This window comes from Providencia sp. TYF-12, assembly GCF_041344805.1.
Classification (GTDB): Bacteria; Pseudomonadota; Gammaproteobacteria; order Enterobacterales; family Enterobacteriaceae; genus Providencia; species Providencia huashanensis.
Genome location: NZ_CP166833.1, coordinates 2,818,266 through 2,841,526 on the forward strand (window position 1 = coordinate 2,818,266; position 23,261 = coordinate 2,841,526).

A 23,261-nucleotide genomic window follows, 5' to 3' on the forward strand; every position below is an offset into this window, starting at 1 on the left:
CAACACTTGCGAATCTTGCTGTATTATCCCGCATAAAAATAAGTGATTAAATCAACTTTTCGATTAATCCGCTAATTTTATAATTTGCCACATTCTATTCGATGTGTTTTGACTTAGCTTAATTTCAGACATAAAAATGTCAGATAAATTTTTTTCGGTCATCACCTCATCAGGTTTTCCTATCGCCATTAGCCTTCCTTGTTTCATCAGCCAAATACCAGACGCATTTTTATAAGAATGGTTGAGGTCGTGTCCACTCATTATAACGGTTCCTAGGCAATCACAAAAATATTTAATCCATTTATCTAACGTTGCCTGTTGGATAATGTCTAAATTGCTCATTGGTTCATCAAATAATATGAATTTTCCCGCCAATGACTGTTCATCCCAAACCTGTAAAAATGCTGCAGTAAGTCTAACTCGTTGCCACTCACCTCCAGAAAGTTGTGTAATCCGTTTTCGAAGTAAGGGCATTAATTGAAAATCAGTACATAAACGTTCAAAAATACCTATTAGTCGCGAGTTTTTAGGTGAAAATAACTCAAGATATTGAAAAACTTTCAAGATAGGCATGGTATTGACGAACTGAGGAAAATACGCACGTTGGGTAGCTAATTGAGAAACACGATACTGTTGTAGATTAATACCATTAATGTGGATATCCCCCGCTACAGGCAAATAACCACTTATCGCACCTAATAACGAACTTTTCCCTGAGCCATTTGCGCCTAATAAATGAATTTGCTCACCGGGAAAAGCCTGAGCTGAAATATTAATTAACCGTTTATTAACGTTAATATTTTTAATATCAATTATTGGTTGATCATTCATCGTATTTACCGCCATTGTTGATGACGAATTAATAATACGATAAATATTGGTGCACCCAATGTGGCAGTGACCACACCAATTGGTATTTCTGCATTCGCGATTAATAAGCGAGAAAGTAAGTCTGCAACCAATAAGCCCAACCCGCCGGCAACCGCACAACCCAGTAATAATAAACGATTATCCGTGATACCACTTAACCGCAATATATGTGGAACAACTAAACCAATGAAACTAATAGCACCGGCAATGGCAACACTAAGCCCAATCAAGACTCCGCTAATAACAATTAAAATAATTCGCCATTTATGTATTGAGATACCTAACTGATAAGCTTGAACGGCCCCCAATGAAATATAATTCAACACATTCCCTTGAAAAAGAGCCCAAAATAAAAAGGGCAAACATGCAGCCACTAAGCCCATTTGGCGCCAATCAACCCCACTAAAACTCCCCATCATCCAATAGAGTAATTGGCGTAAATCCAAATTACTGCTCATATACACCATCCATGTCATACAAGCCCCACTAATCACACCAAGTGCAACCCCAACAAGCAATAAACTGGAATTATTCATGTCCTTACGACGAGCAAAGTAAAGCAATATAGAGGTAAACAGTAAAGCACCTATAATCGCGCTAACACTTAATAGCCAGTAATATGTCATGCCTGACGATAGTAATACAGTCAATACTACAGCAACACCTGCGCCATTACTCACACCTAATAAGCCAGGTTCTGCTAATGGGTTTTCAAATAAGGCTTGCATTATTGCCCCTGTGACAGCAAGAGCTGCACCAATCACAATGACCGTAAGTGTGCGAGGAAAACGAATTTGCCAAACAAAAAGTTGTGCTGTGTCATTCATCCATTGGCTAGGCCAATACCAAATCTCCCCTGCACTAAGCGATAATATTGCAATGATAAAAAGGGAGAAAAACAAAAACACGATTAAACGTATGTCTGATTTATTTTGTTGTTTTTGTAATCCAAGCAAAGAATAAGTCATATATATATTTACTTATTTATTATTGAGTTAGAAAATTACCGTTTTTTATGCAAGATATATTATCACCATAGATTTAAATTAATTTTTAATTTTAACATAATCTCTATGGAAACCTATGAAAGTTAGAAACAATGCACTCAAATCATCACTGATAACAAATCCTCACGAAAATATGCGTCCCTCTAGTGAGAAGAAGAAAGGGTTTATAAATTCAATCAGAAAAATCAATATTCTGTCTAGTATAAAAAACTATATCTTACACAAGTTTCAATCAAATACGGTCAAACACTATCCCACCTTCTCTACTGAAATGCCCCCAACCTCACCAATTTGTGAAAAAAACAAATTAGCTGCGAAAAAGATAGAGCAAGAAAACATAAAGGCTATCGGTTACTGTAAAGAGCTCACTAGCGATGAAAAAATGAATTATCTTCAGCTTAATAAACTGGGTAGCGCCATTTTAACTCACCCAAACTACAATGAAACAATTGGTATTTTTCGCACATCAGCAAATGCGCTTGAACGTGATAAGTTAGTCTCACACCTGCTCGCAGGCAAACCACTTAAAGAATATCTTTTAAACAAAGATATTGTTGATATTAAAATTTATACTTCAGCTTACAAAAGGATTGCTGCTAATCTAATAGAAAAAAATATTCATTCATTAGAAACCCCTCCAGAATCCATTCATAAATTAGCCGATGCAATACAACAAAAATCTGCGTTATTAAAGGAAATTTCCACTCAAAACTCAACCAATCAGGACAAAAGAGAGCAACAGAAAGAACTAGATAAAAATGCTCAACATGCATTTTTATCTCTTGAAAAAACACCGTTAACACTACAATTAGTCATTCCTCTATTCGCTGAAATCACAAAAAATAAGGAAATAAATAAAATGGGTGCTTATAACTTAGCAACTTGTTTTGCACCTAGTTTGGTCACTAGATCAGATCTACCTTCTGATTCTCAGTTTAAATTAAATAGTGACGCACAAATTTACATAGAAGCTCTAATTAATCACGATTTAAAATTGCAATCCTATGATGTCTAATCAACTCTCAACTACTATCACAGTTTCCAAAAACAAAAGACCGCCTAGGCGGTCATTGCCAGCCCCAGAACATCGGGGCTAGCAATATTTTTCAATAGCTTACGAATTTTATGATACGTTAATTCGCATCATTACACCCCATATCGGTGGATGGAATGTGGATGCCTCCCCTTAAAGGGTTGCATGAAATGGCCTCATTTAAATAGTCAGGGGCAAAGTGTGCGTACGTCATTGTTTGCTGAATACTCGCATGACCCATGATTTTTTGAAGAGTGAGAATATTGCCACCGTTCATCATAAAGTGAGCTGCAAAAGAATGCCGTAAAACATGCACGGCCTGACCATGCGGCAAATCTGGTTTAACTTCTTTCAGTATTGATCTGTAGGTCACATAATCAACATCGAAAAGTAATCCAGAATCTTTTACTTTTACAGTTCTCATTACATCATCAGAAATGGGAACAGTTCTATGTCTACCATTTTTCGTTTTCATAAATGTAACTCGCCCATGTAATAAGTTTTCAGCCTTTAAACTAATGGCTTCTCCCCATCTTGCCCCCGTACTTAGACATAAAATAGTTATGCGTAAGTAATCATCGGTCATGACATTAAGTAATTTTTCAATATCACTTTTTGTCAAATAGGCCATTTCTGGTTTTTCTTCTTTCAACTTACCAAGAGACTTAATCGGGTTGTTTTTAGAGCACTCGCCAATTTCGGCCAATGAAGTAAAAATGCTCATTAGCAAGTTAAACTCTCTATTGATAGTTGATGCTTTCACGCCACTTTGTAATCTATCAGAGCAGTATCTAGCTAATAACTTAGGTGTAATCTGGTATACAGAGGGGTTACCCATGTCCTTAGTTATTCTTGTTAAAATAGCCTTGTATTTTTTTGAATACTTTAGGTTACGACCAATAAAATTCCACCAAATATCACATATATCATGTAATGATCTGTAGTCTCTTGATTCGCTGTTCCACTCGTCATTATTTGCAGTTAGCATGACGCTTCTTTCATAAGCTATTGCATCGGCTTTCTTTTTAAATATCCGCTGAACTCTCTTTCCTGATCTGCCCTGCGGTCTGATATCCACTTTGTAACGTCCACCTTCAAGCGCCTTAATAGTCATTGTTGCGCCCTCCGGTTAAACGGGGTAATTCTAGATTTTCATTACAAATATAATGTTGGTATATTTCCAACCAATTTTTGTACGTATAAACAACTAAATTATTAGAGTATGCCCACTGTGCGCGATAGCCGGTGAAATTTGACCAGCTTCAGGAAGTATCTTCCCGGTCGTAATCCATAAGCTATACTTTTCTAGTTTTCGGTGCTTCAAAATACGTTCAACAAAAAGCCAGTTGATATTTTGCGGTACCGCCATTCTAATCTTTTCTACATCTAGCATTTCGTTAAGCTTTTCATTTAAGGTCATGCTTGTTTTTCCTCGTCTGTTTCATAATTTTTAGGGTCATAAAGTGCAGGTGCTATTTGTCCTGATTCTGGAGCGGTCTTACCTGTAATAAACCACAAAGCATTAGTAGGAATACCAAGCATTTCAGTAACTTCCGGTCTACTTGAGAGCCTTTCGCTTTCACGGATCAAAAGCAATCTCTCTCCAATACTGATTTTCCCATTGGTAATGTCAAAGTATTGTCAGTGACATTAAACGGCCTATCACAGCCACAAGGCCACGCTTATACCATTGAGGGAACAACCCTATTTCTAGCGGAAGCATTAAAGGCAACAGACTTTATTTCTGTGGAGGTAACTAAATGAGCAAACCAACAGGCAAGCTAATTCGTTTAACAGCCGGTGATGTGGGGGCATACACAAAAACTGAAGCCGATACCAAAGTCGCCGATGCGAAAAAAGCGGGTACGGATGCTAACAATAATGCCAATGGGCGCGTGCCCACATCACGCAAAGTCAATGGAAAGCCATTAACAACAGACATCAATTTAGTAGCTGGCGATGTCAGTGCATACACGAAAACCGAAACCGACACCAAAGTCGCCGATGCGAAAAAAGCAGGTACGGATGCTAACACCAATGCCAATGGGCGGGTTCCTAGTGGGCGAAAGGTCAACAATAAACCTCTAAGCACGGATATTTCGCTAACAGCGGGGGATGTTGGGGCATTAACACAGACTCAGGGTGATAGTCGTTATGTGCAAAAAACGGGTAATGGTAATGGGGGAATTGGTACTTATAAATATAAGCAAAGACTCATTTATACAATTACAAACTGGAGTGGTGATTTCACCGTAACGCTACCTGAATCTCTAACTGGGCGAATTATTGCGATAACTAATAACGTTCATAAAAACTCAATGAGTTTACCAACCCTTGTTCCCGCTGATGGTGTTGAATTTGTAGTGAGTAGTGTTGATGGTAACTCCACAATGATACAAGCATCTGCCAGCGGAACAAAATTGAAATTTTACGGGCGAGTTTATTTCGATCCTACCCGTATCTATGTATGGGAGTAATAAAATGAATCAGTATTTTTTTGATGGTACAGGTTTTATTAGCGAATCTGAAACTTTCAGTGCTGAGATTGAAAGTGACTTAAAAGGCGTTTGGGTGCCCCAGTCTACTTATGATGAGTTTACAAAAACCGAGAAGTTAGGTTTCAAAGTTATACAAAACTTTAACGGACTCCCAGAATGGAAAGAACTTGGAGCGGCTGAATTGAAAGAAAAAGAAGTTTACATAGCTAATAAATGTAAAGCTAAACTGATCAATCATGCAGATAAAATCATAGCACCATTACAAGATGCATTAGATTTAGGGATTGCTTTAGAAAGTGAGAAATTACAATTAAGCGCTTGGAAAAAATATCGGGTAATATTAAATCGAGTAGACACTTCAACTGCACCGGATATTGTTTGGCCAGTTTATCCGTAATATTTTAAGGATGCCTTATAAGTGAAGGCATCCCATTTTATTTTTATTTGGAATAATCATCGGGTAAATCATCAAACATGAGATGATTTCTATTAAAATCAATTACTCTATTTTGGTTAGGGCAGTCATTTTCAGACAACATATTGCAATGACTCTCAATGTTACTTTCTTTTATTCCTGTCCACTGTGAAAATAAAGACATGAAATTGAGCCCACTACGACGACTATTTATCATTTCTTTATGCTTAGAATTATAAGATGTGATGAAAAAAGGCACTTCATAGTTCTGTTTGTATTTATCACTATGTGCCAATTCATTTTTGTCATATGTTAAAGATAACGCATGATCAGAAAAATACATCATTGACCATTTTGACTTGGTTTTACTTAAATCAGAATATATTTCTGATAACAATTTATCTGTGTTTTTTATGCTTTGGACATAACAAGAGAATTTTTTATTCTGATAAAAATGGTCATACTGCTCCTCTGTTCTGGTACAAAATGGCGTATGACTTCCCATAAGATGAACAACAATAAGTTTTTTGGGTTTTTGTGATTCCAGCGCCAATTTAAATTCAGGTAATAAAGCACCGTCTGGAGAGACTAATTTATCATCTGAGCTTCCTCTCTTAACAAAGAAGCTATTATTTGCCCTTCGTCCTATAGCGGCAACTGAACCATCATATTCACCAACAAATCCTTGATTAGATAACCAATAAGTATCGAAACCTGCTTTGCTAGCTAATGTAATGATATTATTACCGATTTCAGGATATAAGGATAAGCTATGTGTTAAAGACGGTTGTGTCGAACTCGCCGCAGATATGTAGTTAGTAAAAAAAGTCCCATTGATTGAGCTCATAAATGGCGTGTTTTGTATTTTAAAACCATATTCTTGCATAAAATCTTTTCGGACACTTTCACCAATAATAATCACGTAAGTATCATATTGGTTATTAACCTCTGTGATCTTAAAAGTGTCATCACTTGTATATAATTCAATCTCGTCGATTAAAGAATATACAGAATAAATGAGTTCTGTAAAAAAACGGGTTTCTGGTGTTCCTGAATTAGCCGCTCTCTCATATTTACCACTTAAAGCATATTTTGAGGGAGTGAAGAAAAAAACCACCATTGCGATACTTAATATCGTCTTTTTACGATAATTCATCGGATTGGCTTTAATAAAGCTAACTAAGATTCCAAAAACGAATATTAAGATAGAATAAATAAAATATTTGTTATCTATATTTGATATAAATTCTCGTGATTCTTGTATGTCAGTATAATAAAAGGAAGCAACTGTATTATATGTAGGGGGGCCGTAGATCAACCCGACTGGTAAATAAATAGCAGCTAAAATGGTGAAAAATAAAACAACAAAACGGTAGGTGCTATTGTTCACATAAAGCAAACCAATGCTTATAAAAAAGATATACAGTGGCTTGAATGGGTAGCCCATTACCTTGTGTAATATAGAAAAGAGAAAAAATAATGCGATAAACTTCAGCATTATTTTACTTAAAATTACATGTTGTATTTTCTGGATCATAACTCGCTTTTGAAAGATTTACTCTTAATTTTTGCCGCGTAGGGTAGCACAAATGGAGTAAACGAAACATAACAATAGAATTGAATCTTTAATATGATCAGAAAAATTTATCATTAATTGAGCTGTGTCACGTACCACACAACGCCCATTTCGTGCATTTGCCTTAACCCCAACCCAAAATTGAGCTATTGCAAAATAGAGGACGCTAGTAATGGCTCAAGATTATCACCACGGCGTGCGAGTGATTGAACTCAACGAAGGCACGCGACCTATTCGTACCATCAACACCGCCATTGTCGGAATGGTGTGTACTGCTGATGATGCAGACACAAAAGCCTTTCCACTCAATACCCCTGTTTTAATTACAGATGTGAAAAATGCAGCAGGTAAAGCTGGCGAAACTGGCACGCTTGCACGCTCACTAGATGCTATCGGTAACCAATCAAAACCGGTTACCGTCGTTGTGCGTGTTGAGCAAGGCGAAAGCGAAGCAGAAACCACATCCAATATTATTGGTGGCACCACGCCCGATGGCCGCAAAACCGGCTTGCAGGCATTAACCGTGGCGCAAGGCCGCTTAGGTGTTAAACCTCGCATTCTAGCCGTACCGGCTCATGATACACAGGCGGTTTCATCAACGCTCGCCGGTATCGCGCAAAAAATGCGTGCCATGGCTTATATTAGCGCCTATGGCAGTAAAACCATTTCGGATGCGATTGATTACCGTAAAAACTTTAATCAACGTGAATTAATGTTGATTTGGCCTGAATTCCAAAGTTGGGACACCGTCACGAATGCAGAGAGTAATATCTACGCCACCGCGTGTGCCTTGGGTTTACGTGCCAAGATTGATAATGAAATTGGCTGGCATAAAACCTTGTCTAACGTAGGCGTTAATGGGGTAACCGGCATTTCTGCCGATGTGTCATGGGATTTACAAGACCCAGCCACCGATGCCGGCTTACTTAACGAAAACGATATCACCACGCTAATTCGCAATAACGGCTTCAAGTTTTGGGGCTCCCGTACTTGTTCAGATGATCCGTTGTTTGCCTTTGAGTCCTACACCCGCACTGCGCAAGTGTTATCCGACACCATCGCCGAGGGGCTCGACTGGTCAATTGATGGCGCACTAAACCCCTCACTGGCTCGCGATATTATCGAAAGTATCAATGCAAAACTGCGCAGTATGACAACGCAGGGTTATTTATTGGGGGGGGAATGTTGGTTCGATCCAGACGTTAACACCAAAGAAGAGCTGAAAAGCGGCAAGTTATACATTGATTATGACTATACAGCCGTACCCCCACTGGAAAACTTACTGTTACGTCAGCGTATCACTGACCGCTATTTATTGGATTTTGGCTCAAAAATTAAGGGGTAATCATGGCCTTACCACGCAAACTTAAAGATTTAAATTTATTCAATGAGGGTGAAAGTTATATGGGGCGTATTGAAGAAATCACGCTACCGAAAATCACCCGTAAATTTGAAACCTATCGCGGCGGCGGCATGAATGGCGGCGTCAAAATTGATATGGGGTTAGAAGATGATGCGCTCTCAGCCGAATTAACATTCGGGGGCTTAGAAGCCCAGCTTTATAAGCAATGGGGTATCACTCAAATTGATGGCGTGATGTTGCGCCTCAATTGTGCTTATCAACGCCAAGATACCAAAGAATACACCGCCGTTGAGGTCGTGTTACGGGGTCGATTCAGTGAAATTGACTCCGGTAATGGCAAGGCCGGTGAAAACACCCAAGTCAAAGCGCCTTTTAATGCCACGTATTACAAACTGATTTGGGATGGTGAAACACTCATTGAGATTGATTTACTCAATATGATTGAAAAAGTTGATGGTGTTGACCGCTTAGAAGAACAACGCGCCGCATTAGGTTTATAGGAAAAGTAAATGACTGAACCAGTAGAAAAAAATCAAATCACCGTCACGCTAGATGAGCCTATCACGCGAGGAACAACCACAGTAACAGAGATTGTGGTACGTAAACCCAATTCTGGTGCATTGCGTGGTGTTCGCTTAGCCGCACTGATGGAAATGGATGTGGATTCGGCAATGTTGGTATTACCCCGCGTCACCGCACCGGCATTGACGAAACCCGAATTAATCATGATGAACCCTGCGGATATGCTGAATTTAACCAAAGAGCTCGTGCTTTTTTTGTTACCGAAGTCGGTGACTATGGATTTCCAGAACGATTAACCGTCAATGATTTAGTGGCAGATATTGCCACTATTTTTCACTGGTCACCCGCTGTCACCGATGAATTTTCCCTAACCGAATTATTAGAATGGCGTTATCACGCCCTTAAACGTAGCGGTGTAGAAGATGAGTAAAGATTTACGTTTACGGGTGATTTTAAGCGCCGTCGATAAATTTACGAAACCGTTTAAGAGCGCCCAAGCGTCAAATAAAAAATTGGCGGAAACCCTCCGCCAATCTAAACAACAACTCAAAGAGCTCAACAACCAAGCCAAGCAAATTGACGGGTTTAAGAAAACCAAGCAATCCCTTGATAGTGCCAGTCAAGTGTATCAACAGGCTACCGCCAAAGTTAGCCGGCTCGCACGTGAATTATCCACCGTTCAAAACCCCACGAAAGCTCAATCACGGGAGCTTGACCGCGCAAAAGCGGCGGCCGCAAAACTCAAAGCTGAAACCGGCACACTGAGTGCCTCATTGCAGCGCCAACGGGAAGCCCTAAAAGGCAGTGGTATTTCAACACGCCAGCTAAGCCAAGCCCAAGTAAAATTAAATAGCGACATTGCCAGCACAAGCCGGCGATTACAGCAACAAGAGCAGCAACTAAAACGGGTGGCCAACCAAGAAAAGCGCATGTCTGCGGCAAAAAATAGCTATCAAAATGCCATGGGAGTACGTAATAAAATGGCCGGTAGCGGCGCGGGTATGCTTGCATCCGGTGTGGGGCTAGGTTATGCGGCTAAAAAAGTCTTAGTACCAGGCTATGATTTTGAAATCGGCATGTCGAAAGTGCAAGCCTTAACCCGCCTTGATAAAAATTCCGACGACTACAAGATGTTAAGGGAGCAAGCGCGAGACCTTGGGGCAACAACCGCATTCACCGCTAATGAAGTTGCACAAGGCCAAGCGTTCTATGCCATGGCTGGTTTTAAGCCAGAACAAATTAAAAATGCCATGTCCGGTACTTTATCCATGTCATTAGCCGGTGATATCGACTTGGCCACCACGGCTGATATTGGTTCCAACATCTTGACCGGCTTTAAGCTGAATTCGAATGAAATGAACCGTGTCAGTGATGCCCTTGTTGCCACCTTTACCCGTTCAAACGTCAATCTCACGATGCTCGGCGACACCATGAAATATGTAGCACCAGTGGCATCAGGTCTTGGTGTTGATATAGAAACAGCAGCCGCAGCCGCGGGAAAGCTGGGTGATGCGGGTATTCAGGCTAGCATGGCGGGTACAGGATTAAAATCTATTTTAGGTCGTTTGGCTGAACCACCCAAAATGGCCGGCGAAGCCCTTGATAAACTGAAAATTAAAACTCGTGATTCAAAAGGTAACTTGCGTGAATTTACAGATATACTTGTTGAACTAGATAAAAAAACCAAAAAAATGGGTAATGCAGAACGTGCGGGATTATTCAAGCACATTGCTGGCGAAGAGGCATTTGCAGCCCTAACGGTACTTGTTGACCAAGCAGGAAGCGGGCAATTACAAACTTTAATTGCTGAAGTTAAAGCCGCCAAAGGGGAAGCGGAAAAAGTCGCCAAAACCATGACAGATAACCTTGATGGCGACTTAAAAAACTTAACCTCAGCTTATGAAGATGTAGGAATACAAATTTTTGGCGGTGCAGATAGCCCTTTGCGGGATATCACTAAACGAGTCACAGACCTCATTTCGAAGTTTGGCCAATGGGCAAAGAAAAACCCTGAACTGGTTAAACAAATCACCATGATCACGTTGGGATTAGGAGCCGTGCTGGCCGTTGGTGGCGGTATCACATTGATGATTGCGGCATTAATTGGACCACTCGCCATGGCGAAATTAAGTCTGTCCGTTTTAGGTATCAAAGGTAGTGGTTTTCTCTCATTACTGATTAAGCCTATTAAGTTAATTGGAACGGCATTTATGATGCTCGGTAAAGCCCTATTAGCTAACCCGATTATCTTAATTATCACGGCTATCGCTGGTGCGGCTTACCTGATTTATGAATATTGGGATGATATCGTTCCGTACGCAAAAAAATTATGGAACAGAGTGACAGAGATATTTTCCCAATTTTGGGAGGGGGTTAAATCCTATGTGCTGAATTGGGGGCTTGTCGGGCTGGTTTATCAGCACTGGGATGAGATTGTCGCTATCACTTCTCGTATGTGGGTGTTAGTTAAGAAAACCATTTCAGACAAATGGGAGCAGATTGTCGCAGATGTGAAAGGATTGCCCACTACCGAACCAGTCAGCAAACGATATTGCAAGAGAAGTGGCTAGACAACTAGAGCAACGTCAGCGACAAACACAGGCAAGGCAGTTAAGCCGCTACCAAGACAGTGAGGAGTATTAATTATGGCAATGGCAGCGCTGGGCTTGTTCGTTTTTCAACTCAATACAACGCCTTACCAAATGATGCAAATTAACCAAAAATACCGTTATGGCGTGAATAATCGTGTCGGCAAACGCCCCGCAGTTCAATTTATCGGCCTTGATAATGACGATATCACATTAAGCGGCTCATTATTTCCGTCACTGACTGGCGGCAGGCTGTCATTACTGGTATTAGAGCAAATGGCAGAAACGGGAAAAGCATGGTCACTGATTGATGGCTCAGGCACTATTTACGGTATGTTTGTGATTGAAGAAATCACCCAATCGAAAAGTATTTTTTTTGATGATGGCTCGGCCAGAAAAATTGATTTTACGCTGAAATTAAAACGCACGGATGAATCACTGTCTGAAATGTTTGGGGATTTAAACCAACAATTAAATGATATCCGTGGGGCGTTGCCATTATGAGTTTTTTAACCAAAGACGAGCTAACCCCAGCTTTCGCCCTCGCGGCGGGCGGTGAAAATATTAATGCTCAAATTCAAGGGCGTTTAATGTCATTAACCATGACGGACAATCGCGGTTTTGAAGCTGACCAATTAGATATTGAGCTGGATGATAGCGACGGACAACTCGCCTTACCCAAGCGAGGTGAAACCCTGTCATTACACCTTGGCTGGAAAAATTCACCGTTGATTTACAAAGGAACATTTACAGTTGATGAGGTTGAACATAGCGGCGTGCCAGATAAGCTCACGATCCGTGGTCGTAGTGCGGACTTTCGCGACACTTTAAACGTCAAGCGTGAGCAGTCTTACCATCAAAAATCGTTGGGCGATATTGTCCGCACCTTGGCGGAACGCAATAAGTTAAAGGCGGTTATTGATGAAAAATTAGATAAAATTAAACTCGCTCATATCGACCAAACCAACGAATCGGACGGCTCATTTTTAACACGAGTAGCGAAATCAGAGGGGGCAATCGTTGCAGTTAAAAATGGTAATTTACTGTTTATGAAACAAGGCCAAGGCTTAACCGCCACAGGCCAGCCCATTCAAACGATGCATATCACCCGTTCAGTGGGTGATGGACACCGCTTTTCACTGGCAGACCGCGGCGCATACACTGGCGTTGTGGCTAATTGGCTAAACACCCGCGAGCCCAAAAAGAAAAAAGAAGTCACTGTAAAGCGAAAACGAAAAAGTAAAAAGCCAGCTAAACCTGTAAAGCCAACAGAACCTAAAGAAAAACAAGGGGAATATTTAGCAGGTGAACAAGGGAATGTCCTGACGCTTTCCCATACTTACGCCACTAAAGAAAATGCAGCCCGAGCAGCTAAAGCCCAATGGGAAAAAATCCAACGTGGTGTTGCGTCATTTTCGATTCAACTCGCGGTTGGCCGTGCAGATCTCTACCCTGAAATGCCCATCACCGTGAGCGGGTTCAAGCCCGAAATTGATAACGCGGACTGGACATTAACGCGAGTCGTTCATTCACTGAATGACAGTGGTTTTACAACCGCATTAGAGTTAGAGGTGAAAATTTCGGATTTAGATATGGCTGACGAATAATTTTTTAGACTGTATGGATATACATGATATAATTTACATAACATCAACATCATGACAAAGGATACATAATCATGATGAATTGTCCTGAATGCGGTCACTCTGCACATACACGTAGTTCCTATCAAGTCTCATCCGAAACCAAAGAACGCTATAACCAGTGCCAAAATATTAATTGTAGTGCAACGTTCATTAGCCACGAATCAGTAGCACGATTTATTAGTAAGCCGGGAGAAGTAGATGCCGTGAAATCACATATCAATCGAGATAAACAAGAAACTTTAGAATTAAAATTTAACTCATAAACTATAATTAAATAGTTAAGATAATTGAAAATATACCTTTTGCGAGATATTTAGCCAATTATCTTAGCTTCGGCAATTTAATTCACTTTAAAATCTAACAACTCATAAATACTATCAAGTTCAGTTTGATTTATACATTTTTCATTTTTAAATAAAGTCGGAAATAATTTTTCTGGATTAGTACAAATAATATTCATAGCAGATGTATTATCTATCTTACTTTTTACCGTTGTTATTAAATATTTATGAAGATTTTCAAGTGCTTCATCCTCTGTCCTATATATAACTTTTGCATCTGGAAGAAATTCTTTAATTCGGTATGTGGCCTCAGCAACTCTATAAAATGACATAATGTCACCTAAACAATTGCTTGGATTAAACTTACTACCATCTTTTTTAATTTTTAGTACTTTTCTGGCATCTTCACACCCATAGATAGCAGATACACAAATCGATATTGGAGGATACCCCTTAACTAATCCTAATGTTTTCCCTTCAGTAGTGATTTTTACTGCTAAATCAAATCGTTCCTTAGCGGAAGGTGTACTTGATATTTTCATATCGTTATAAAACTCTAATAATTTAATACTTGATGGTATTGAAAGTTCAGCTCTCTCATCCTTAGAATATGTTTCATCCATAAATATAGGTATAAGTTGGTCCAGTGCTTGAATGGATTCAACAATATTGTTTTTTCCAATAAAATCAACGATTAAATCATAATCTCTTTTAAATCGTTCTAGCAATTGATCGCAATTTAAAGGATGGTTACGATCTGTTCCTTTTTCTAAGATAGCTAATAGAAATGAAAAACGATAACCACGATCGACAAGAACCTTCAATTGTCTTAATCGCTCTTGTTTTCTTTGATCTTGTCCCCCTTTAATTTTTTTTCTATCCTTAATATATGAAATAGTACATATATCCATCAAAACAACTGGTCTACTAATCTGAAACGAAAGCATTATTATATTTCCTTATCTTATATTGATGTGCATGCTAACTAATATACTTACTGTAAATATAAATACTACTTGTTTATTGCCATTTCATTGGTTCGATTAAACATGCATTTTGAATTTAGAGATAGCTTTAAACGATAAGTAAAGCCCCTTATTGCAAGGGGCTAATGCTAAAGGTGGGTTACATGTGGATGTAATGTGGATGATGTTTTATAAATCCTTTTATAAAACATGCGATTATAGATAAACAAAAGACCGCCTAGGCGGTCTTTTCTATATCAATTGATATGATTACTCTTTAGGTGTTGCTTTTTCCACGCGGCTTTTTAATTTTTGGCCTGGACGGAAAGTAACAACACGGCGTGCAGTAATTGGAATATCTTCCCCAGTTTTTGGGTTACGTCCGGGACGTTGATTTTTATCACGTAAATCAAAGTTACCGAATCCAGATAATTTTACTTGCTCACCATTTTCTAAGGAAAGGCGAACCTCTTCAAAGAAAGTTTCGACAAGGTCTTTAGCATCACGTTTGCTAACACCCAGTTTTTCAAACAAATTTTCTGACATTTCAGCTTTAGTAAGCGCCATAGGTTTAGTCCCTCAAGGAGGCTTGGAATCGCTGTTTTAACGCAGCAACACACAGATCAACGGTCGCGGTAATCTCTTCTTCTTCCATCGTACGTTGAGTATCTTGGAAGATAAGACTGATAGCTAGGCTCTTATAACCCTCTGCTATTCCCTCACCACAATACACATCAAATAAGTTTATGCCAACTATATGATTTATGCCAACTTTTTTACACTCTGCTAAAACTTCTGCAGCAGCTACATGTTCTGGCACGACCACAGCGATGTCACGGCGGTTCGACGGATAGCGTGAAATCGCCTTAGCTTCAGGGATGACACGTTGTGCTATCGCATCACTACGAACCTCAAACACCACCGTACGACCATTTAAATCGAGTTTACGTTCTAATTCTGGATGAACCACACCAATAAAGCCAATGTGTTCATTTTCCAGATAAATCCCAGCACTTTGACCTGGATGCAATGCAGGATGTGCCTCAGATTTAAATGTAATTTGATTTAGTTTCCCAGTCAATTCAAAAACAGCTTCAAGATCACCTTTTAAGTCAAAGAAGTCAACAACTTGTTTATCTAATGACCAATGTTCTTCAAATCTGTTACCTGTAATGACCCCCGCCAACATAGGTTCTTGGCGAATTCCATATTCTGCTTGATTATCAGGAATAAAGCGTAGACCTGTTTCAAATAAACGAATTCTATTTTGTTGACGATTTTGATTATAGACAACCGTTGTCAATAAACCAGTCCATAGAGACAAACGCATCGCCGACATATCCGCAGAAATTGGGTTCGGCAACATTAATGCATCTTGTTGTGGGTGCAATAATGCCTGAACTTTCGGGTCCACAAAGCTATACGTAATCGCTTCTTGATATCCACGGTCAACTAACATCGCTTTAAGACGTTTTAATGGTAAGTTAGCTTCTTTATGATTAGTCATAACCAGATCGGCGCGTAACGGCACATCAGGAATATTGTTGTAGCCATAAACACGTGCGACCTCTTCTACTAAGTCCTCTTCGATTTGCATATCGAAACGCCAGCTTGGTGCCACTACATCCCAACACCCTGCTGAAACCACGACTTGGCAACCTAAACGTGTTAAAATGTCGGTAACTAATTCATCTTCAATAACATGGCCAATCAAACGGTCTAATTTATTGCGCGTCAGCTTAATATTGGCTGCTTTTGGTAAGTGTTGCTCACTCGTAGCATCAATAATTTCGCCGACTTCACCACCACAAATTTCAACGATTAACGCTGTCGCACGTTCAATAGCTTTAAATTGTAGTTGTGGATCAACACCACGCTCAAAACGGTGAGAGGCATCAGTATGCAAGCCGTAATTACGTGCGCGACCTGTGATTGATAGAGGGTCGAAAAATGCACACTCTAGCAGGATATTTTTCGTCTCAGCATTAACACCTGAATGTTCACCACCAAAAATACCCGCAATTCCCAATGCTTTAGATTCATCAGCAATAACAAGTGTATCTGGTTTCAATGTGGCTTCACTACCATCAAGAAGAACCAGTTTTTCCTCTTCTTTTGCCATACGTACAACAATAGCGCCATCTAAACGGTCTAAGTCATACGCATGCTGAGGTTGCCCTAGTTCTAGTAATACATAGTTGGTAATATCAACAACAGCATCGATAGAACGCACACCACCACGACGCAGCTTTTCTTTCATCCACATCGGTGTCGGTGCAGACACATCGATATTTTTGATTACACGGCCTAAAAAGCGCGGACAGGCCTTAGGAGCTTCAACACGGATAGGAAATGTGTCTTTAGTCGTAACAGGAGCCACATTGATAGCAGGCTCAGTTAGCGCTAATTTATTAATAACAGCAACATCACGAGCCACACCAAGAATACTTAAGCAATCTGCACGGTTTGGCGTAATGCTGATTTCAATTGCGTTATCATTAAGTTTTAAATATTCGCGGATGTCGGTTCCAACAACGGCGTCTAACGGTAATTCTATAATCCCGCTATGGTCATCAGAAATACCCAGTTCCGAATAAGAACACAGCATGCCTTCTGATGGCTCACCGCGTAATTTTGCCGCTTTGATTTTGAAATCACCCGGCAGTTCTGCGCCTACCGTTGCAACTGCAACTTTCAACCCTTGACGACAATTTGGAGCACCACAGACAATATCTAATAAGCGATCGCCACCAACATTCACTTTGGTAACACGTAATTTGTCTGCATTGGGATGTTGACCACATTCAACCACTTCACCAACAACAACACCGTGAAATTGACCAGCAACAGCTTCAACCCCATCAACTTCAAGACCAGCCATAGTGATTTGGTCTGATAGTGCGTCACTATTGATCGCCGGGTTCACCCATTCGCGTAACCATAGTTCACTGAATTTCATGAGATAAACCCGCCTTATTTAAACTGTTTGAGGAAACGAAGATCATTTTCGAAGAATGCACGTAGGTCAGAAACGCCATAACGCAACATTGTTAAGCGTTCCATTCCCATACCAAATGCAAAACCTGAGTAGACCTCTGGGTCAATCCCAACATTGCGAAGTACATTCGGGTGTACCATGCCACAACCTAACACTTCTAGCCATTTACCATTTTTCCCCATGACATCAACTTCAGCTGAAGGTTCTGTGAATGGGAAATATGATGGGCGAAAACGTACCTGTACTTCTTCTTCAAAAAAGTTATTCAGGAAGTCATGCAATGTGCCTTTTAAATTAGTAAAGCTGATGTCTTTATCAACAATCAGACCTTCTGTTTGGTGGAACATTGGAGTATGTGTTTGGTCATAGTCGTTACGATATACACGACCTGGTGCAATGATACGAATTGGAGGTTGTTGACCATTCATAGTACGAATTTGTACCCCAGAGGTTTGGGTACGTAACAAACGCTTAGCATCAAACCAAAAAGTATCATGATCTGCACGTGCTGGGTGGTGAGCAGGAATGTTTAGCGCATCAAAGTTATGATAGTCATCTTCAATTTCAGGGCCAGTCTCAACAGAGAAACCTAATTCACCAAAAAATTCTTCAATTCGCTGGATCGTGCGGGTCACTGGATGTAGTCCACCGTTTTCCATACGACGCCCAGGTAATGATACATCCACTTTTTCTGAAGCGAGACGCGCATTGAGGATCTCAGCTTGCATGGCATCTTTACGGGCGTTTAGTGCATCTTGAACCTGTACTTTGGCTTCATTTATTACGGCCCCTGCTGCTGGACGTTCATCGGCAGGCAGATCACGCAACGTTTTCATCTGTAGTGTGAAGTGGCCGCTTTTGCCTAAAAATTCAACACGCACTGACTCCAACGTAGCAACATCTTGGGCCTGTTCAATGGCTGCTTTTGCCTGTGCAACCAACTCAGCGAGATGTGGCATTGTTTCCCCTTTATGACCACTCGGTCTTTTTGCTAGTTATTCACTAAATTATTAAACCCACATTCCATTTAAGATGGCGGGGTAGTTAACTGATTTTACTGTATTTAATCCTAAACCAGAAACAAAAAAGCCTCCCTAAGGAGGCTTTAGCGTAACTTTTCGTTTATTCTTTCTATCTTTACGCGCAAAAGCCCCCGAGAATCAGGTGCTAAAGTAAAAAAAGAAACGAAAAATAACAAAACACATGCAATGATTTCTCAAAAAATGGGCTATTAAAGTATTAACACAAATAGTTATAAATGAAAAGAGGAAGTTACCTTCCTCTCTTCAAGCAAACAATTAAGCTAAAGCGCTTTTTGCTTTTTCAACTAAAGCAGTGAATGCTGCTTTATCGAAAACTGCGATGTCTGCTAAGATCTTACGGTCGATTTCAATCGAAGCTTTTTTCAAGCCATTGATGAAACGGCTATAAGACAGACCGTTCTGACGAGCCGCTGCGTTAATACGCGCGATCCACAGTTGACGGAACTGACGTTTACGTTGACGGCGGTCACGGTAAGCGTATTGACCAGCTTTGATTACCGCCTGAAACGCTACGCGGTAAACACGTGAACGTGCACCATAGTAACCTTTCGCCTGCTTCAGAATTTTTTTGTGACGTGCACGGGCGATTACACCACGTTTTGCGCGAGCCATAGCTATCTCCTATCGTCTTTTATCTTAATTAACTAAATTGTTTACTTATGCGTAAGGCAGGCAGGCTACTACCAGACCCAGATCGCCCTTAGATACCATTCCTTTCGGACGTAAATGGCGTTTACGCTTAGTTGACTTTTTAGTCAGGATATGACGAAGGTTTGCATGCTTGCGCTTAAAGCCACCGCCTGCAGTTTTTTTAAAGCGCTTTGCTGCGCCACGTACAGTTTTAATCTTTGGCATTTCTTTTATTTCCAACTTCGCATTGTGATAAACTACGAATTAATTAGGCGAATAACTTTCGCTATTACTTGCAAGGCCTAATTATTTCTTCTTCGGTGCCAACACCATAATCATCTGACGTCCTTCAATTCTTGAAGGGAATGACTCCACTGACGCCAGTTCTTCCAGATCAGCTTTGATGCGATTAAGCACTTCCAGACCAATCTGTTGGTGAGCCATTTCACGACCACGAAAACGCAGCGTAACTTTAGCTTTGTCACCATCTTCTAGAAAGCGAACCAGGTTGCGTAGTTTGACCTGATAATCACCTTCATCTGTACCAGGGCGGAATTTAATTTCCTTCACCTGAACAACTTTTTGTTTCTTTTTCTGTTCTTTTTGAGATTTGCTCTTCTCATAAAGGAATTTGCCGTAATCCATGATACGACAAACTGGCGGTTCAGCATTTGGGCTGATTTCCACAAGATCTACACCTGCTTCTTCAGCTTTTTCAAGCGCTTCGCGTGCGCTCATAATGCCTAACTGTTCACCGTCTAAACCTGTTAAACGGACTTCAGGAACACGGATTTCATCGTTAATACGATTTGGACGTGTTGTTGGGATTCTTTTTCCGCCTTTAATACTTCATTCCTCCAACTGGATAAAGAGATTTGCATACTCTCTAAAGCAATACGCAGAACTATTATTGCTTAATACAACATCTGCGTACAAGATTCTTTGGCTTGTCTGCTTATTATTAAAAAACTGACAAAGCGATTCGACCGCGGATTTTAATGCTTATTGCCCGATTACTCAAGTAAATCTTGAAATAAATCACGTTAACTTATTTAAAAATTTAGTTTTACCGTATTTATTTCTATCAATCAGTCTATTTTAATTAGTTATTAATTTAGCTTATTACTGAATAAGCACGACATTTGCTCACATTACTGACAATACAAGATAAGCAGTGCCCATAACGAGCACTGCTTAGCTATACCAATACTGGCTTAATTATTTTTTCTTTGGTGCCAATACCATGATCATCTGGCGCCCTTCAATTCTTGAAGGAAATGATTCCACTGACGCCAGTTCATCCAGATCAGCTTTGATGCGATTAAGCACTTCCAGACCAATCTGTTGGTGAGCCATTTCACGACCACGAAAACGTAGTGTGACTTTAGCCTTGTCACCTTCTTCCAAAAAGCGAATTAAACTACGTAATTTAACTTGGTAGTCGCCTTCGTCTGTTCCTGGACGGAATTTAATTTCCTTCACTTGAACAACTTTTTGTTTCTTTTTCTGTTCTTTCTGAGACTTACTCTTCTCATAAAGATACTTACCGTAGTCCATAATACGACAAACGGGTGGCTCAGCATTTGGGCTGATTTCGACTAAGTCGACACCTGCTTCTTCAGCCTTAAAGAGTGCTTCACGCACACTCATAACACCGAGTTGCTCACCGTCTAGACCTGTGACACGGATTTCTGTAGCACGGATCTCTTCGTTAATACGATTAGGACGTGCTGTTGGGAGTTTTTTTCCGCCTTTAATACCTTATTCCTCCATCTGATTGAGTTGACGACTGCGGATCTCTTCAAGCAGTTTAGTCATGAATTCGTTGACATCAAGGCTACCTAAATCTTTACCACGACGGGTACGTACAGCAACTTTGCCTGATTCAACTTCTTTATCACCACATACTAGCATGTAAGGGACTCGACGCAGCGTGTGTTCGCGGATTTTAAAGCCAATTTTCTCATTACGTAAATCTGCTTTCGCGCGAATGCCAACACTTTGCAGCTTGCTAACTAATTCTTGAACATAATCAGCTTGGCTATCCGTTATGTTCATTACAACCACTTGTTGTGGTGCTAACCATGTTGGGAAAAAGCCTGCGTATTCTTCTGTTAAAATACCAATAAAGCGCTCAAGTGAACCCAATACAGCACGGTGGATCATAACAGGAACGATACGTTCGTTATTTTCGCCTACATAGGAAGCGGTTAAACGGCCCGGCAAGAAGAAGTCTAACTGGACGGTACCGCATTGCCATGCGCGGTCAAGGCAGTCATACAGTGTAAATTCAATTTTAGGACCATAGAATGCGCCTTCGCCTGGTTGGTATTCGAATTCAATACCTTTTGATTTCAGAGCGTTAGCTAAGTCTTCTTCCGCTCTGTCCCACATCTCGTCAGTACCGATACGTTTTTCAGGGCGAGTTGATAGTTTCACAACAATCTTTTCAAAACCAAAAGTTGCGTAAACATCATAAATCATTTCAATACAGCTAGTTACTTCACTTAAAATTTGTTCTTCTGTACAGAAGATATGTGCATCATCTTGAGTAAAGCCACGCACACGCATCAAACCATGTAAAGCACCTGATGGCTCATTACGATGACAGCTACCAAATTCTGCCATACGTAATGGTAAGTCACGATAAGATTTCAAACCTTGGTTAAAGATTTGTACGTGACCAGGGCAGTTCATTGGTTTTACACAATACTCACGGTTTTCTGATGAAGTCGTGAACATTGCATCTTTATAGTTATCCCAGTGACCTGTTTTTTCCCACAGTACGCGATCCATCATGAATGGACCTTTAACTTCTTGATAGTTATAAGCTTTCAGTTTCGTACGTACAAAAGTTTCCAGTTCACGGAAAATTGTCCAACCATCATTATGCCAGAACGCCATACCTGGCGCTTCTTCTTGCATATGATATAAATCTAATTGTTTACCGATTTTACGATGGTCACGCTTAGCGGCTTCTTCTAAACGCAATAAATAGGCTGCCAATTGTTTCTTATCAGCCCATGCGGTACCGTAGATACGCTGCAACATTTTATTGTCGCTGTTACCACGCCAATACGCGCCAGCCACTTTTTGCAATTTGAAGTGGTGACAAAAACGCATATTAGGTACATGTGGACCACGACACATATCAACATATTCTTCATGGTGATATAAACCAGGGCGATCATCTTGGCTAATATTTTGATCCAAGATTTCAACTTTATAGTCTTCGCCGCGGGCAACAAATGTCTCACGAGCTTCGCTCCAAGAAACACGTTTTTTCACCACATCATAATCTGTTTTGGCAAGCTCAAGCATACGCTTCTCTAGCTTTTCCAAATCTTCCTGCGTCAGCGTATGGTCTAAATCGACATCATAATAAAAACCGTTGTCGATAGTTGGACCGATTGCCATTTTGGTGTTTGGCCATAATTGCTTGATGGCATGACCTAACAAGTGAGCACAAGAGTGACGAATAATTTCGAGTCCGTCGTCATCTTTACTCGTAATAATTGACACATTAGCATCATGTTCAATCATTTCACACGCATCAACACGTTCGCCATTAATGCGACCGGCGATACACGCTTTTGCTAGACCCGCGCCAATATCGCGAGCCACGTCCATCACAGAAACAGGATGGTCAAACTGACGCTGACTTCCATCAGGAAGAGTAATAACAGGCATTAAAAAATCCTTATCAGCAGTGGTGACCCACACGCCAGATCACTTGCTTGATTATTCCAAAATTATAAATCAATACGTTACTAACGATTTCTCACTTCACTATGCGAGATATGTACACAATTCTAGTTAAATTAAG

26 protein-coding genes and 1 other annotated feature are annotated in these 23,261 nt (G+C 40.3%); of the genes, 11 read left to right on the plus strand and 15 right to left on the minus strand.

Annotated elements, in window-relative coordinates:
* Positions 1-63 precede the first annotated feature (63 nt).
* Together ABE954_RS12785 and btuC are read right to left on the minus strand one after the other, a co-directional pair.
* A complete protein-coding gene (locus tag ABE954_RS12785; protein ID WP_042844062.1) occupies positions 64-831 on the minus strand; it encodes an ATP-binding cassette domain-containing protein in 768 nt (255 codons plus the stop codon).
* Positions 832-836: 5 nt separating this feature from the next.
* Positions 837-1,838: a vitamin B12 ABC transporter permease BtuC gene (gene btuC, locus ABE954_RS12790; protein ID WP_210786949.1), complete on the minus strand. Its 1,002-nt coding sequence runs from the start codon at positions 1,836-1,838 to the stop codon at positions 837-839.
* 115 nt (positions 1,839-1,953) lie between these two features.
* On the opposite strand from btuC, the gene ABE954_RS12795 reads away from it, so the two are divergent.
* Positions 1,954-2,892, plus strand: a complete 939-nt coding sequence (locus ABE954_RS12795; RefSeq protein ID WP_210814206.1) for a RhoGAP domain-containing protein — start codon at positions 1,954-1,956, stop codon at positions 2,890-2,892.
* Positions 2,893-3,010: 118 nt separating this feature from the next.
* On the opposite strand, the gene ABE954_RS12800 is transcribed toward ABE954_RS12795, so the two are convergent.
* The 3 genes from ABE954_RS12800 to ABE954_RS12810 all read right to left on the minus strand — a co-directional run bounded on the left by ABE954_RS12800 (position 3,011) and on the right by ABE954_RS12810 (position 4,506).
* Positions 3,011-4,024: a tyrosine-type recombinase/integrase gene (locus tag ABE954_RS12800; protein ID WP_166687185.1), complete on the minus strand. Its 1,014-nt coding sequence runs from the start codon at positions 4,022-4,024 to the stop codon at positions 3,011-3,013.
* Positions 4,025-4,117: 93 nt separating this feature from the next.
* Positions 4,118-4,330: a hypothetical protein gene (locus ABE954_RS12805; RefSeq protein WP_131679954.1), complete on the minus strand. Its 213-nt coding sequence runs from the start codon at positions 4,328-4,330 to the stop codon at positions 4,118-4,120.
* A complete protein-coding gene (locus tag ABE954_RS12810; protein WP_371025475.1) occupies positions 4,327-4,506 on the minus strand; it encodes a hypothetical protein in 180 nt (59 codons plus the stop codon). The genes ABE954_RS12805 and ABE954_RS12810 overlap by 4 nt, the downstream gene beginning before the upstream one ends.
* A 164-nt stretch (positions 4,507-4,670) precedes the next feature.
* Here ABE954_RS12810 and ABE954_RS12815 point away from each other — a divergent pair, with 164 nt between their 5' ends.
* Positions 4,671-5,387, plus strand: a complete 717-nt coding sequence (locus ABE954_RS12815; protein ID WP_226618962.1) for a hypothetical protein — start codon at positions 4,671-4,673, stop codon at positions 5,385-5,387.
* A gap of 4 nt (positions 5,388-5,391) precedes the next feature.
* Positions 5,392-5,805 carry a tail fiber assembly protein gene (locus ABE954_RS12820; RefSeq protein ID WP_226618960.1) on the plus strand — a complete coding sequence of 138 codons (414 nt, stop codon included), beginning with the start codon at positions 5,392-5,394 and terminating at the stop codon, positions 5,803-5,805.
* A 43-nt stretch (positions 5,806-5,848) separates the two neighbouring features.
* Here ABE954_RS12820 and ABE954_RS12825 read toward each other — a convergent pair whose 3' ends face one another.
* Complete coding sequence (locus ABE954_RS12825; protein ID WP_166687184.1) at positions 5,849-7,360, minus strand: phosphoethanolamine transferase; 1,512 nt, start codon at positions 7,358-7,360, stop codon at positions 5,849-5,851.
* 211 nt (positions 7,361-7,571) lie between these two features.
* On the opposite strand from ABE954_RS12825, the gene ABE954_RS12830 reads away from it, so the two are divergent.
* The 8 genes from ABE954_RS12830 to ABE954_RS12865 all read left to right on the plus strand — a co-directional run bounded on the left by ABE954_RS12830 (position 7,572) and on the right by ABE954_RS12865 (position 13,781).
* Positions 7,572-8,744: a phage tail sheath protein gene (locus ABE954_RS12830; protein ID WP_371025476.1), complete on the plus strand. Its 1,173-nt coding sequence runs from the start codon at positions 7,572-7,574 to the stop codon at positions 8,742-8,744.
* Between the two features lie 2 nt (positions 8,745-8,746).
* Positions 8,747-9,262, plus strand: coding sequence for a phage major tail tube protein (locus ABE954_RS12835; RefSeq protein ID WP_036962042.1), 516 nt, complete (start codon positions 8,747-8,749; stop codon positions 9,260-9,262).
* Between the two features lie 9 nt (positions 9,263-9,271).
* Positions 9,272-9,580, plus strand: coding sequence for a phage tail assembly protein (locus ABE954_RS12840; RefSeq protein ID WP_036962040.1), 309 nt, complete (start codon positions 9,272-9,274; stop codon positions 9,578-9,580).
* A 14-nt stretch (positions 9,581-9,594) separates the two neighbouring features.
* Complete coding sequence (locus ABE954_RS12845; protein WP_036962273.1) at positions 9,595-9,714, plus strand: GpE family phage tail protein; 120 nt, start codon at positions 9,595-9,597, stop codon at positions 9,712-9,714.
* Positions 9,707-11,854 (plus strand): phage tail tape measure protein, encoded by a 2,148-nt coding sequence (locus tag ABE954_RS12850; protein ID WP_371025477.1) that lies wholly within the window; start codon positions 9,707-9,709, stop codon positions 11,852-11,854. The genes ABE954_RS12845 and ABE954_RS12850 overlap by 8 nt, the downstream gene beginning before the upstream one ends.
* Before the next feature lie 75 nt (positions 11,855-11,929).
* Positions 11,930-12,376, plus strand: coding sequence for a phage tail protein (locus ABE954_RS12855; protein ID WP_240133214.1), 447 nt, complete (start codon positions 11,930-11,932; stop codon positions 12,374-12,376).
* Positions 12,373-13,479: a phage late control D family protein gene (locus ABE954_RS12860; RefSeq protein ID WP_371025478.1), complete on the plus strand. Its 1,107-nt coding sequence runs from the start codon at positions 12,373-12,375 to the stop codon at positions 13,477-13,479. Before ABE954_RS12855 ends, ABE954_RS12860 begins: the two co-directional genes overlap by 4 nt.
* Before the next feature lie 71 nt (positions 13,480-13,550).
* Positions 13,551-13,781 (plus strand): ogr/Delta-like zinc finger family protein, encoded by a 231-nt coding sequence (locus ABE954_RS12865; protein WP_166687179.1) that lies wholly within the window; start codon positions 13,551-13,553, stop codon positions 13,779-13,781.
* 77 nt (positions 13,782-13,858) lie between these two features.
* Here the strand turns inward: ABE954_RS12865 and ABE954_RS12870 are convergent, their stop codons facing one another.
* From ABE954_RS12870 to thrS, 9 genes are all read right to left on the minus strand, one after another.
* The gene (locus tag ABE954_RS12870) at positions 13,859-14,746 is read right to left on the minus strand and encodes a hypothetical protein (protein ID WP_166687178.1); all 888 of its coding nucleotides are present in this window, start codon (positions 14,744-14,746) and stop codon (positions 13,859-13,861) included.
* Between the two features lie 288 nt (positions 14,747-15,034).
* Positions 15,035-15,331 (minus strand): integration host factor subunit alpha, encoded by a 297-nt coding sequence (ihfA, locus tag ABE954_RS12875; RefSeq protein WP_004263721.1) that lies wholly within the window; start codon positions 15,329-15,331, stop codon positions 15,035-15,037.
* Positions 15,332-15,335: 4 nt separating this feature from the next.
* Positions 15,336-17,723, minus strand: coding sequence for a phenylalanine--tRNA ligase subunit beta (gene pheT, locus ABE954_RS12880; protein WP_129465830.1), 2,388 nt, complete (start codon positions 17,721-17,723; stop codon positions 15,336-15,338).
* A 14-nt stretch (positions 17,724-17,737) separates the two neighbouring features.
* Positions 17,738-18,721 carry a phenylalanine--tRNA ligase subunit alpha gene (gene pheS / locus ABE954_RS12885; RefSeq protein ID WP_048606990.1) on the minus strand — a complete coding sequence of 328 codons (984 nt, stop codon included), beginning with the start codon at positions 18,719-18,721 and terminating at the stop codon, positions 17,738-17,740.
* Between the two features lie 120 nt (positions 18,722-18,841).
* Positions 18,842-18,973: a sequence feature (Phe leader region), on the minus strand.
* Between the two features lie 87 nt (positions 18,974-19,060).
* On the minus strand, positions 19,061-19,417 hold the full coding sequence (rplT, locus tag ABE954_RS12890; protein WP_042844069.1) for a 50S ribosomal protein L20: 357 nt from the start codon (positions 19,415-19,417) through the stop codon (positions 19,061-19,063).
* A 45-nt stretch (positions 19,418-19,462) separates the two neighbouring features.
* The gene (rpmI, locus tag ABE954_RS12895) at positions 19,463-19,660 is read right to left on the minus strand and encodes a 50S ribosomal protein L35 (RefSeq protein ID WP_004263702.1); all 198 of its coding nucleotides are present in this window, start codon (positions 19,658-19,660) and stop codon (positions 19,463-19,465) included.
* An 81-nt stretch (positions 19,661-19,741) separates the two neighbouring features.
* The gene (gene infC / locus ABE954_RS12900; RefSeq protein ID WP_071548019.1) at positions 19,742-20,281 is read right to left on the minus strand and encodes a translation initiation factor IF-3; all 540 of its coding nucleotides are present in this window, start codon (positions 20,279-20,281) and stop codon (positions 19,742-19,744) included.
* A gap of 372 nt (positions 20,282-20,653) precedes the next feature.
* Complete coding sequence (infC, locus tag ABE954_RS12905; RefSeq protein WP_071548018.1) at positions 20,654-21,193, minus strand: translation initiation factor IF-3; 540 nt, start codon at positions 21,191-21,193, stop codon at positions 20,654-20,656.
* A 3-nt stretch (positions 21,194-21,196) separates the two neighbouring features.
* Complete coding sequence (thrS, locus tag ABE954_RS12910) at positions 21,197-23,125, minus strand: threonine--tRNA ligase (RefSeq protein ID WP_042844073.1); 1,929 nt, start codon at positions 23,123-23,125, stop codon at positions 21,197-21,199.
* Positions 23,126-23,261 lie beyond the last annotated feature (136 nt).

What these genes read in the sequence shown, in the direction of transcription:
- ABE954_RS12850 (WP_371025477.1), top strand. Translation starts at nt 9,707, where the DNA reads ATGAGTAAAGATTTACGTTTACGGGTGATTTTAAGCGCCGTCGATAAA.
- ABE954_RS12840 (WP_036962040.1), top strand. Translation starts at nt 9,272, where the DNA reads ATGACTGAACCAGTAGAAAAAAATCAAATCACCGTCACGCTAGATGAG.
- ABE954_RS12825 (WP_166687184.1), bottom strand. Translation starts at nt 7,360, where the DNA reads ATGATCCAGAAAATACAACATGTAATTTTAAGTAAAATAATGCTGAAG.
- ABE954_RS12800 (WP_166687185.1), bottom strand. Translation starts at nt 4,024, where the DNA reads ATGACTATTAAGGCGCTTGAAGGTGGACGTTACAAAGTGGATATCAGA.
- btuC (WP_210786949.1), bottom strand. Translation starts at nt 1,838, where the DNA reads ATGACTTATTCTTTGCTTGGATTACAAAAACAACAAAATAAATCAGAC.
- pheS (WP_048606990.1), bottom strand. Translation starts at nt 18,721, where the DNA reads ATGCCACATCTCGCTGAGTTGGTTGCACAGGCAAAAGCAGCCATTGAA.
- rplT (WP_042844069.1), bottom strand. Translation starts at nt 19,417, where the DNA reads ATGGCTCGCGCAAAACGTGGTGTAATCGCCCGTGCACGTCACAAAAAA.
- ABE954_RS12820 (WP_226618960.1), top strand. Translation starts at nt 5,392, where the DNA reads ATGAATCAGTATTTTTTTGATGGTACAGGTTTTATTAGCGAATCTGAA.
- ABE954_RS12830 (WP_371025476.1), top strand. Translation starts at nt 7,572, where the DNA reads ATGGCTCAAGATTATCACCACGGCGTGCGAGTGATTGAACTCAACGAA.
- ABE954_RS12805 (WP_131679954.1), bottom strand. Translation starts at nt 4,330, where the DNA reads ATGACCTTAAATGAAAAGCTTAACGAAATGCTAGATGTAGAAAAGATT.
- thrS (WP_042844073.1), bottom strand. Translation starts at nt 23,125, where the DNA reads ATGCCTGTTATTACTCTTCCTGATGGAAGTCAGCGTCAGTTTGACCAT.
- rpmI (WP_004263702.1), bottom strand. Translation starts at nt 19,660, where the DNA reads ATGCCAAAGATTAAAACTGTACGTGGCGCAGCAAAGCGCTTTAAAAAA.
- ABE954_RS12860 (WP_371025478.1), top strand. Translation starts at nt 12,373, where the DNA reads ATGAGTTTTTTAACCAAAGACGAGCTAACCCCAGCTTTCGCCCTCGCG.
- ABE954_RS12785 (WP_042844062.1), bottom strand. Translation starts at nt 831, where the DNA reads ATGAATGATCAACCAATAATTGATATTAAAAATATTAACGTTAATAAA.
- ABE954_RS12795 (WP_210814206.1), top strand. Translation starts at nt 1,954, where the DNA reads ATGAAAGTTAGAAACAATGCACTCAAATCATCACTGATAACAAATCCT.
- ABE954_RS12870 (WP_166687178.1), bottom strand. Translation starts at nt 14,746, where the DNA reads ATGCTTTCGTTTCAGATTAGTAGACCAGTTGTTTTGATGGATATATGT.
- pheT (WP_129465830.1), bottom strand. Translation starts at nt 17,723, where the DNA reads ATGAAATTCAGTGAACTATGGTTACGCGAATGGGTGAACCCGGCGATC.
- ABE954_RS12835 (WP_036962042.1), top strand. Translation starts at nt 8,747, where the DNA reads ATGGCCTTACCACGCAAACTTAAAGATTTAAATTTATTCAATGAGGGT.
- ABE954_RS12815 (WP_226618962.1), top strand. Translation starts at nt 4,671, where the DNA reads ATGAGCAAACCAACAGGCAAGCTAATTCGTTTAACAGCCGGTGATGTG.
- ABE954_RS12855 (WP_240133214.1), top strand. Translation starts at nt 11,930, where the DNA reads ATGGCAATGGCAGCGCTGGGCTTGTTCGTTTTTCAACTCAATACAACG.
- ihfA (WP_004263721.1), bottom strand. Translation starts at nt 15,331, where the DNA reads ATGGCGCTTACTAAAGCTGAAATGTCAGAAAATTTGTTTGAAAAACTG.
- ABE954_RS12865 (WP_166687179.1), top strand. Translation starts at nt 13,551, where the DNA reads ATGATGAATTGTCCTGAATGCGGTCACTCTGCACATACACGTAGTTCC.